The organism is Salinivibrio sp. IB872 (assembly GCF_001995345.1).
Classification (GTDB): domain Bacteria; phylum Pseudomonadota; class Gammaproteobacteria; order Enterobacterales; family Vibrionaceae; genus Salinivibrio; species Salinivibrio proteolyticus.
In genome coordinates, this window is record NZ_MUFO01000063.1 from 1 (window position 1) to 10,934 (window position 10,934).

Below are 10,934 nucleotides of genomic sequence, written 5' to 3' on the forward strand. Positions count from 1 at the left end.
AATAAATAAACTCGAAGTCGATGGCACGGTCGATTTTACGAACAAGATGGTCTTTGGGAACAAGTTGTTCCATCGTCACCATTTCAAGTTCATATTGGTGTGGAGAAGGTTCTTGAAGCATACCGGAGCATCCCTATTGCGACACTCCTATTAGATCAAAGGTCTAGCTCGAAAGCTAGACCTTTGTCAGCAGTCTGAGGCGCCGTATCAACGGCGCTTATTTATTTTGGTTTAACATCGCTTTTAGGTTCGCGATCGCGGCTTGTCCCTTCTCCATGCGCTCTTGTTGTGAAACGGGCTTTTTGTTCATCTCCCATTCCACATCCTCAAACGGCAATTCGTCGAGAAAACGGCTGTGCTGCGGCTTAATCAACTCGCCAAATTGGCGACGCTCTTTACAGACTACAAAAGTCAGCGCTTTTTGTGCCCGCGTGATCCCCACGTACGCCAAACGCCGCTCCTCATCGATATTGTCTTCGTCGATACTCGACTGGTGAGGCAACAAGCCTTCTTCCATACCAATCATATACACATAGGGAAATTCGAGCCCCTTAGACGCATGTAAGGTCATCAGCTGCACTTGATCGGCATCATCATCGTCTTCACCTCGCTCCATCATGTCGCGCAGCGTAAGGCGCTGAACCACTTCTCGTAAACTGCGCTCGATGTTGTCCGGATTGTCGCCCTCTAAATCAGCCACTATCCAGCTGTAGAGATCCGAGACATTTTTCATCCGCATTTCCGCCATTTTGGGGCTGGGCGAGGTCTCATATAGCCAATCTTCGTAATGGGTATCACGCAACAACGCCCTTACTGCGGCGACTGTATCGCCACGTTCAGCCTGATCGGACAATTCAACAATCCAACGTGTGAACGCCTGTAACGAGGCCAATCCTCGGCCCGACAAATGCTGCGTCAGTCCTAACTCGAAGCTCGCCGCAAACAAGCTTTTGCCTCGCTGGTTTGCGTAGCTACCCAGTTTTTCCAACGTGACAGGGCCGATTTCGCGTCGCGGAGTATTCACAATACGTAAAAAGGCGTTGTCATCGTCTTGGTTGGTCAGCAAGCGCAAATAAGCCATGATGTCTTTAATTTCTGCGCGGGCAAAAAAGGAGGTGCCGCCCGATATTTTGTACGGGATGCGGTTTTGCATCAGCGCTTTTTCGATGAGACGAGACTGATGATTTCCGCGATAAAGGATGGCGTAGTCTTTATACTGGGTGCGTCCCAGAAAGCGATGGCCAATCAGCTCACCCACCACACGCTCGGCTTCATGTTCTTCATTTTTCGCCGTCAATACCTTTAGCATGTCCCCATCAGGTAATGCTGAGAAAAGCGTTTTTTCAAAAACATGCGGATTATTGGCAATCAAAATATTGGCGGCACGCAGTATACGGCTGGTTGAGCGGTAGTTTTGCTCCAATTTCACCACGTGCAAGCGCGGAAAGTCTTGCTGCAGGTAAACGAGATTTTTCGGCTGGGCGCCTCGCCATGAGTAAATCGACTGATCGTCATCCCCAACCACCGTAAAGCGCGCACGCTCGCCCACCAGCAGTTTTACCAACTGATACTGGCTGGTATTGGTATCTTGATACTCATCTACGAGCAGGTAACGAATGCGTGCTTGCCAGCGCTCCCGTACCGCTTGATTCTGACTAAGTAACGCCACCGGCATCAATATCAAGTCATCAAAATCCAACGCATTATACGCGCGCATTTGTTTTTGATAACGCGCATAGCAGGCAGCGAATAGCTGATCGCGCTCACCTTGCGCCTGCGCCAGTGCCTCATCAGGCCCCAGCATCGCATTTTTCCAATTCGAGATGGTATGCACTAATTGACGCAGCAAGTCTTTATCATTATCCAGCTCATCTTCGGTCAAGGTTTTAAGCAAGGCCAATTGGTCTTGGTCATCAAAGAGCGAAAAGCCCGCCTTGAGCCCCAAGGTTTTATATTCTCGCCGAATGATATTCAGACCTAGGGTGTGGAAGGTTGACACCATCAGGCCACGCGACTCTTGCTTGCCGAGCGTTTGCGCGACACGTTCTTTCATTTCTCGCGCTGCTTTGTTGGTAAAGGTGACCGCCGCAATATGACGCGCTTTATACCCACACTGTTGAACCAAATAGGCGATTTTGTGGGTAATAACACGTGTTTTTCCTGAACCGGCTCCCGCTAAAACCAAGCAAGGGCCGGAAATATGGCGCACCGCATCGGACTGCGCGGGGTTAAGTTTCATGGTGACAACGCCTCTTTTTAACCTGAGTTGGCATTGTAGAGGGAAACACTCACATGTCTATCTTACGCGCGCTTGTCACAAAGATTAACTACACTTTGCGCTTGTCACTCGCGCAAAAAACAGACTAGAATGAATGAACGTTCATTCACTATTGATACCATGCACAGTATGGATAAACGCACCCAAATTTTGTCAGCCACTGAGCAACTCATTGCGACACGTGGGCTCGATAAAGTCTCGATGCAGCAAGTCGCCAAGCATGCTGGCGTAGCAGCTGGCACCATTTATCGCTATTTCGATGACAAGGATGACTTACTCCTTCAATTATCTGCGCATCTGATGATGCAATGCGCGACACACATTCAACATGGGGTTAAGGATGAACCAACGCTGCGCGACCAATTTGAACGCCTATGGCGCAATACTTGGCACATGATGTTACAGCGCGACCACCTCCTGTTATCACGTGATCAATTCGAAGCACTACCACGTGATGACCATGCACACACTCAGCAGGAACGCATCGCATTTGCTGACCTTTATCGGGTGATTCAACAAGGTAAAGACCAAAGGCTATTCAAACCCATGGACGATGACGTTTTGATCACTCTCGGGCTAGAACCGGCGGTTTGTTTAGCTCGCAAACAGGTTCGGGGTGTTATAACCCTGAACGATGATGCTATCGCAGATGCAATTCGCGCTTGCTGGGATGCAATTTCTCTTCACTAACGACGTTCGGAGCTAACTTCGATGAAAAAATGGTTTTTTGTCATGCTGATCCTTGCACTGCTGCTGTTTGGCAGTGTGATTGGCTTTAACCTGTTCAAGCAGCAAAAGATAGCGGAATACATGGCAAATATGCCAGAACCAACCCATCCGGTGACGGCCGTGACGATTGCTGCTGAGCCATGGACCCCCACCATCGACGCAATTGGTTTTATCGAGCCAAATCAAGGGATCACCCTGACCACACAAATTGCTGGGGTCGTCGATGTGATCAATTTCGAATCAGGCCAAACCGTCGAGCAGGGTCAAAATTTGGTGGAACTTGACTCCAGTGTTGAAAAAGCCAACCTTGCCAGTACCCAAGCGCGCCTACCTGCTGCGGAAGCAAAATTTAAACGCTACCAGGGTCTGTTTGCCAAAGGCTCCATCTCTAAAGAGGCACTCGATGAAGCCGAAGCGAATTATCGTTCGTTACAAGCGGATATCACGGCGCTGAAAGCCACCATCGCTCGTCGTAACCTCCAAGCGCCGTTTGATGGGGTCATRGGTCTGCGTAATGTCTTCATGGGTGAATATTTGCAGCCAGGTACCGATATTGCTCGTTTAGAAGACACCTCTGTCATGAAGCTTCGCTTTACCGTGCCACAAACGGACATTGCTAAAATCCGTCTCAGTCAGCCACTACGTATCACCGTTGATGCGTATCCAGAAATGGAGTTTATCGGCTCAATTAGTGCTATCGAGCCAGCCGTCAATAGTCAGAGCGGCCTGATTAAAGTAGAAGCCAACATTCCCAACAACGACGGCCAGTTGCGCTCAGGGATGTTTGCCCGCGCCGATATCGTCTTACCGACCATTGAAGATCAAATCGTGATTGACCAAACCGCGATCAACTTCACTTTGTATGGCGAAAGTGTGTACGTGATCCGTGAAGAAGATGGCGAAAAGCGTGCTTATCAGCAAGTGCTTAAAGTGGGCGAGCGTCGTGGCCACCAAGTCCGAATCATTGATGGTCTCGCACCTGGCGATCTCGTGGTAACGTCCGGCCAAGTGCGCTTGAGCAACGGTTCAAAAGTGAAAATCGTCGAAAATGACGCTCTCACACCACCAGAACAATTACCTCAATTGTAAGACGAGGATGTGATGCGCTTTACTGATATTTTTATCCGGCGCCCAGTACTGGCAGCCTCAATCAGTATACTGATTGCGCTGCTAGGCTTGCAGTCGCTCTTTAAGATGCAAGTCAGGGAATACCCGGAAATGACCAATACCGTGGTCACCATCACAACCAGCTACTATGGTGCCAGTGCCGATTTGATTCAGGGGTTTATCACCACCCCACTCGAGCAGGCCGTCGCCCAAGCTGACAATATTGACTTTATGACCTCAGAATCGGTGCTGGGGACCTCGACGATTACCGTCAACATGAAGCTAAACACGGATCCGAACGCGGCACTGGCGGATATTCTTGCCAAGGTCAATTCGGTGCGTGCACAGCTTCCGACTGAGGCAGAGGACCCCTCGGTATCGATGTCGACGGGTTCAACCACTGCGGTGATGTATATCGGCTTTACCTCACCGGAGCTCGATTCAAGTCAGATCACTGATTACCTCGAGCGTGTCGTGAAGCCTCAGCTGTTCACCGTAAACGGGGTGTCGAAAATCGACTTATACGGCGGGGTGAAATACGGTCTACGTGTTTGGCTGGATCCTCAGAAAATGGCCGGGTTTAACCTAACGGCCACGGATGTTATGTCGGTACTGAGTGCCAATAACTACCAGTCCGCCACCGGTCAAGCTATCGGAACCTATATGGTTTACAACGGTAGCGCCGACACCCAGGTGTCGACCCCAGAAGAGCTCAGTAATTTGGTGGTCGAGACCCAAGAGGGTCGCGTGGTGCGCCTTGGGGATATTGCCAAAGTCTCGCTAGAGAAAAGCCATGATCGCTTCCGCGCCATTGCGAATGGCTCAGAGGCAGTGGTCGCGGCGGTCAATGCAGCACCTACCGCCAACCCCATTGATATTGCCGAAGACGTGACTGCAATGCTCCCCGAAGTCGAGCGCAACATGCCGGGCAATATCCAAATGAACGTACTGTATGACTCTACCAAAGCGATTAATGAGTCCATTCATGAGGTAGTAAAAACCATCATTGAAGCGGCCATTATCGTACTGGTGGTGATTACCTTGTTCTTGGGCTCATTCCGCGCCGTTATCATTCCTATCATCACCATTCCGTTGTCATTGATTGGTGTGGCCTTGGTCATGGAAATGATTGGTTTCTCGCTGAACTTGATGACGCTACTGGCGATGGTGTTGGCCATCGGCTTGGTGGTTGACGATGCAATCGTGGTCCTCGAAAACATCGACCGACATATCAAGCTGGGTGAATCGCCTTTCCGCGCGGCCATTATTGGTACGCGGGAGATTGCCGTGCCAGTTATCTCAATGACACTGACACTGGCGGCTGTGTATGCCCCTATCGCCATGATGGGCGGGATCACGGGCTCACTGTTTAAGGAGTTTGCGCTTACACTTGCCGGGGCCGTGTTTGTCTCGGGGATTGTGGCACTCACTCTCTCGCCAGTGATGTGTTCATCGATGTTAAAAGCCCACGCAAAGCCAAGCCGTTTTGAATTGGCAGTCCACCGTTTCTTAGATGGTATGACAGAGCGCTACGCTGGCATGCTGGATAAGGTGATGCAACGTCGTCCGGTGATCTTGTCTTTCGCCGTGATCGTGTTTGCGTCCTTGCCGGTTCTGTTCAGCTTTATCCCCAGCGAGCTTGCGCCTTCGGAGGATAAAGGGGTGGTCGTGATGATGGGTACTGCTCCCTCGACCGCTAACTTGGATTACATCCAAAACACCATGGCAGAAGTCAACCAAAAGCTCGACGAACAACCAGAAGTGGCCTTCTCTCAGGTCTTCTCTGGGGTACCTAAGTCGAATCAAGCATTTGGTATTGCTTCTTTGGTGCCATGGAGTGAGCGTGAAGCCAGTCAGTCAGAAATCGTGAAGCGCATGGCCGAGGAAGTGAAAGACATTCCGGGCATGAAAGTCACCACCTTTGAGATGCCAGAGCTCCCCGGCGCCTCGTCTGGCCTACCAATCCAATTCGTGGTGACGACACCGAATAACTTCGAAAGTCTCTATCAAGTGACGGCTGAAATCATGTCAGAGGTTCAATCTAGCCCGAATTTCGTCTATTCGGAGCTGAACCTTAATTTTGACTCGGCCACCATGAACATCAGCATTGATAAAGACAAGGCGGGTTCCTACGGAGTGACCATGCGAGACATCGGTGCCACCATTGGTACCATGATGGCGGATGGCTATGTGAATCGTATCGACTTTGATGGACGCTCTTATGAAGTGATCCCACAAGTTGAGCGTAAATATCGCCTCAACCCTGAGTCTATCGAAGGTTATTACGTACGCGCGGCAAATGGTGAGTCAATTCCACTCGGTTCGCTGATTGATATCGACATTACCGCAGAGCCACGTTCACTGCCGCACTTCAACCAATTGAATGCCGCCACAATCAGTGCAGTGGCAGCGCCTGGCGTAACCATGGGGACTGCTGTTGACTGGTTTGAAAGCAAAGCGGCAGAGTTGCCTAAAGGCTATCAACACGATTACCTCGGTGAATCTCGCCAATACGTCACAGAAGGTAGCGCACTCTATGCCACCTTCTTGTTCGCGCTAGCGATCATTTATCTGGTCCTTGCGATTCAGTTTGAATCCTTGCTCGACCCACTGGTGATCTTGGTCTCTGTACCGCTCGCCATTTGTGGTGCATTAATTGCACTCGCATGGGGGCTGTCATCCATGAATATCTACTCGCAAGTCGGGTTGATCACCTTGATAGGTCTGATTACCAAACACGGTATTTTGATCTGTGAGGTAGCCAAAGAGCAGCAGCTGCATCATCAAGCCAGTCGGATGGATGCGGTCAAAGAAGCGGCTAAAATTCGCTTGCGCCCGATCTTAATGACCACTGCAGCAATGATTGCTGGCCTGATCCCTCTGATGTTCGCCACCGGCGCAGGTGCCGAGCAACGCTTTAGCATCGGGATTGTGATCGTGGCAGGTCTTGCTATCGGTACCTTGTTTACCCTATTCGTTTTGCCAGTGATTTATACCTATCTGGCCAGCAAACACAAACCACTGCCTGTGTTTGTCGAAGACGATGAGCTCGACAAGCTCGATAAAGACTATCACGCGTCACACTAATTAAAGGGCCTTCGGGCCCTTTCTCTTTTGTCATCTTTCGACAAGCTGTCCGTATTTACATAGAATAAAGGCAGTTAATGAAGGAGTATTCCATGTTTGACCCCAAAAAACTTGAGCAAGTGGCCAAGCAAATTCACGACGCCATGCCTCAGCCTGTCAAAGAGTTAGGCACGGATATGGAAAGCCGTGTGCGCCAAGCCATTCAAGGTCAGTTGACCAAGCTCGACGTGGTAAGCCGTGAAGAGTTTGATGTGCAGACTCAGGTGCTACTACGCACCCGTCAAAAGTTGACCGAGCTTGAAGCCAAACTCGCAGAGATGGAAAAAAAGCTCAACCAAGACACTGACGCCTAAATTCATCATTAAAAAAGCCTGACCACTGGCCAGGCTTTCATCTCATACTGTGTCGTTAGTGGTTATTAATTGCGATTTGCTTCATATCAGTCATATAGCCTCGCAATTCCTCACCGATATACTCAATCGGATGATTACGAATACGGTCATTAACCTCGATTAAGGTGGCGTTGTCGACCTGATTAGAGGCTTCTCCGAGTCCTTTACCAATCACATCAGCACCCACTGTTGGCATAAAGTGTTCGCGCAGCAGCGGTGTCGCGACGTTTGCAAATAAGTAGTTACCGTACTCAGCCGTATCTGAAATGACCACGTTCATTTCATAAAGACGCTTACGCGCGATGGTGTTGGCAATCAAAGGCAATTCATGCAATGACTCGTAATAGGCTGACTCTTCGATAATGCCGGATGACACCATCACTTCAAAAGCAAGCTCAACCCCTGCACGCACCATAGCAACCATCAAAATACCGTTATCAAAGAACGCTTGCTCACTGATGCTTACATCCGACTCGGGATAGTTTTCAAAAGCGGTCTGTGCCGTTTCTTCACGCCATGTGAACAGATCTTTATCGCCGTTTTCCCAATCGGCCATCATGGTCGCGGAGAAATGGCCAGAAATGATGTCATCCATATGTTTGTTATAAAGAGGACGCATCAGTTCTTTAAGCGACTCCGACAGTTCAAAGGCTTTGATTTTCGCAGGGTTGGACAAGCGATCCATCATATGGGTGATGCCACCGAACTTCAGCGCTTCCGTAATGGTTTCCCAGCCGTACTGAATAAGCTTACCCGCATAACCTGGCTCAACACCCTCTGCGATCATTTTCTCGTAGCAAACGATGGATCCGGCCTGCAGCATGCCACACAAAATAGTTTGCTCACCCATCAGATCGGATTTCACTTCTGCTACGAATGAGGATGCGAGTACACCAGCACGGTGACCACCGGTTGCAGCGGCCCATGCTTTCGCAATCTCAAAGCCTTCACCTTTAGGATCATTTTCTGGGTGAACGGCAATCAGCGTCGGAACACCAAAGCCGCGTTTGTATTCTTCACGCACCTCGGTACCTGGGCACTTTGGCGCAACCATAACCACAGTAATGTCTTCACGGATACGCTGACCGACTTCGACAATATTAAAGCCATGTGAGTAGCCGAGCGCGGCGCCCTCTTTCATCAGTGGCATTACAGTTTCAACCACGTTGGAGTGCTGTTTATCTGGCGTAAGGTTAATCACCAAGTCTGCCTGTGGGATCAAATCTTGATAGCTACCCACTTCAAATCCATTTTCGACCGCGTTTTGATAAGAGGGACGTTTTTCATCAATGGCAGCCTGACGTAGTGCATAAGCCACATCAAGACCCGAGTCACGCATGTTTAAGCCTTGGTTGAGCCCTTGTGCACCACAGCCCACAATCACCACTTTTTTACCTTTGAGAAATTCGGCCTCGGTGGCRAATTCATCACGATCCATAAATCGGCATACGCCTAATTGTTCCAATTGTTGACGTAAATTCAGGGTATTAAAGTAGTTCGCCATGGGGTGCTCCATTGATTCAAATCCGTGATTGGGTGTGTTTTCACCGCTTGATTTTGATACTACCTTAACCATCACATTGCCTAAAGTGATATATTCACAACATGACATTGCAAATAAAGCAAGAACACACCATGAACACCAAACAACTTACGGGTTTTCTTCACCTCTGTGATACCAAAAGCTATACCCGTGCGGCACAAGCCATGCACGTCAGCCCTTCTGCGCTGAGCCGAATCATCCAACGTCTCGAAGAAGATATTGGTCAGCCGCTGTTTATTCGCACCAATAAAGCGGTCAACCTCACCCCAGCCGGTAAAACGCTGCTTCCCGTCGCACGCGATATCCTGCAGCTTTGGCACACCACGAAGGCCAGTATCAATGAACATGCCTCTTTGCTCGGCGGCAAGCTCACGCTCTTTTGTTCAGTCACGGCAAGCTATAGTCATTTACCTGAGCTCCTCGCGCGGTTTCGTCAACAATACCCAAATATCGAGCTACAACTGCTGACCGGCGACCCCGCTCAAGCAGAAGAGAAAGTGCAAGATAATAGTGCCGACATTGCTATTGCCGCTAAACCCAAGCGCTTATCATCTAGTTTGGTGTTTCAACCGATTGATACAGTCAGTTTGTCGGTTATCGCGCCAGCAATGGCCAGCAGTGGCATTGACTTACAAGCCATTGACTGGCAACACACACCGTTAATCTTGCCCGAAGCAGGGACAGCGCGCGAACTCGCTGATCAATGGTTGACCAGTAAAGGTATCGAGCCAAACGTCTACGCACAAATAGCAGGCCACGAGGCGATTGTCAGTATGGTGGCATTAGGCTGTGGTATTGGTGTGGCGCCGGACGTGGTGATTGATAACAGCCCCGTAAAAGATAAGGTTGAGCGCTTACGCCAAGAAATTGTGCAACCTCTCGAGCTGGGCCTTTGTTGTAAAGCTTCCCGCGCAAAAGAGCCTTTACTCAACGCCCTACTCGATGTCATGCGATAAACACAAAAAGCCCCAACACAATGATGCTGGGGCTTAAACGCAAAAAACCCCAGCTTTTCAGCTAGGGCTTCTAAGTAGTGGCGGAGTGGACGGGACTCGAACCCGCGACCCCCGGCGTGACAGGCCGGTATTCTAACCAACTGAACTACCACTCCGCACCAATTCTGTATGATTAAAGGCTTATATCTCTTTGCTTTAATCAATTGTATTCAAAGCCTGGCGATGTCCTACTCTCACATGGGGAGACCCCACACTACCATCGGCGCAACTACCACTCCGCACCAATTCATTCTGTATGATTAAAGGCTTATATCTCTTTGCTTTAATCAATTGTATTCAAAGCCTGGCGATGTCCTACTCTCACATGGGGAGACCCCACACTACCATCGGCGCTGCTTCGTTTCACTACTGAGTTCGGCATGGAGTCAGGTGGGTCCAAAGCGCTATGGTCGCCAAGCAAAATTTGTTTTGTCTTCACTTTTCAGTCAAAACACTTAATCTAGAAAGCTGTTCGTTCTCGCCACAATCAACTGGCTTATTTCGAGTCCAACCCAAAACCTCTTGGGTGTTGTATGGTTAAGCCTCACGGGCAATTAGTACAGGTTAGCTCAACGCCTCACAGCGCTTACACACCCTGCCTATCAACGTCGTCGTCTACGACAACCCTTTAGAGAGCTCGAAGCTCTAGGGATGACTCATCTCGGGGCCAGCTTCGCGCTTAGATGCTTTCAGCGCTTATCTGTGCCGAACTTAGCTACCGGGCAATGCGTCTGGCGACACAACCCGAACACCAGCGGTTCGTCCACTCCGGTCCTCTCGTACTAGGAGCAGCTCCCCTCAAT

At 49.8% G+C, this 10,934-nt stretch carries 7 protein-coding genes, 1 tRNA gene and 2 rRNA genes; 5 read left to right on the top strand and 5 right to left on the bottom strand.

From position 1 onward, the window contains the following. Positions 1-217: 217 nt before the first annotated feature. Positions 218-2,239, bottom strand: coding sequence for a DNA helicase Rep (gene rep, locus BZJ18_RS15940; RefSeq protein WP_077458228.1), 2,022 nt, complete (start codon positions 2,237-2,239; stop codon positions 218-220). Positions 2,240-2,368: 129 nt separating this feature from the next. Between rep and BZJ18_RS15945 the strand changes: the two genes are divergently transcribed. From BZJ18_RS15945 to ubiK, 4 genes are all read left to right on the top strand, one after another. Beyond that, positions 2,369-2,968, top strand: a complete 600-nt coding sequence (locus BZJ18_RS15945) for a TetR/AcrR family transcriptional regulator (RefSeq protein ID WP_241824997.1) — start codon at positions 2,369-2,371, stop codon at positions 2,966-2,968. A 21-nt stretch (positions 2,969-2,989) separates the two neighbouring features. After that, positions 2,990-4,096, top strand: coding sequence for an efflux RND transporter periplasmic adaptor subunit (locus tag BZJ18_RS15950; protein WP_077458230.1), 1,107 nt, complete (start codon positions 2,990-2,992; stop codon positions 4,094-4,096). Positions 4,097-4,108: 12 nt separating this feature from the next. Next, a complete protein-coding gene (locus BZJ18_RS15955) occupies positions 4,109-7,201 on the top strand; it encodes a multidrug efflux RND transporter permease subunit (protein ID WP_077458232.1) in 3,093 nt (1,030 codons plus the stop codon). A 92-nt stretch (positions 7,202-7,293) separates the two neighbouring features. Beyond that, the gene (gene ubiK / locus BZJ18_RS15960) at positions 7,294-7,554 is read left to right on the top strand and encodes a ubiquinone biosynthesis accessory factor UbiK (protein ID WP_069590334.1); all 261 of its coding nucleotides are present in this window, start codon (positions 7,294-7,296) and stop codon (positions 7,552-7,554) included. 55 nt (positions 7,555-7,609) lie between these two features. Here ubiK and ilvC read toward each other — a convergent pair whose 3' ends face one another. Beyond that, a complete protein-coding gene (gene ilvC / locus BZJ18_RS15965; RefSeq protein ID WP_077458234.1) occupies positions 7,610-9,097 on the bottom strand; it encodes a ketol-acid reductoisomerase in 1,488 nt (495 codons plus the stop codon). A 131-nt stretch (positions 9,098-9,228) separates the two neighbouring features. Here ilvC and ilvY point away from each other — a divergent pair, with 131 nt between their 5' ends. Continuing rightward, positions 9,229-10,092, top strand: a complete 864-nt coding sequence (ilvY, locus tag BZJ18_RS15970) for an HTH-type transcriptional activator IlvY (protein WP_077458238.1) — start codon at positions 9,229-9,231, stop codon at positions 10,090-10,092. Between the two features lie 78 nt (positions 10,093-10,170). Here ilvY and BZJ18_RS15975 read toward each other — a convergent pair. The 3 genes from BZJ18_RS15975 to BZJ18_RS15985 form a co-directional block, all read right to left on the bottom strand. After that, positions 10,171-10,247: transfer RNA gene (locus tag BZJ18_RS15975), tRNA-Asp, on the bottom strand. Positions 10,248-10,433: 186 nt separating this feature from the next. Next, a 5S ribosomal RNA gene (gene rrf / locus BZJ18_RS15980) occupies positions 10,434-10,549 on the bottom strand. A gap of 115 nt (positions 10,550-10,664) precedes the next feature. Then, a 23S ribosomal RNA gene (locus BZJ18_RS15985) occupies positions 10,665-10,934 on the bottom strand; the annotation flags it as partial.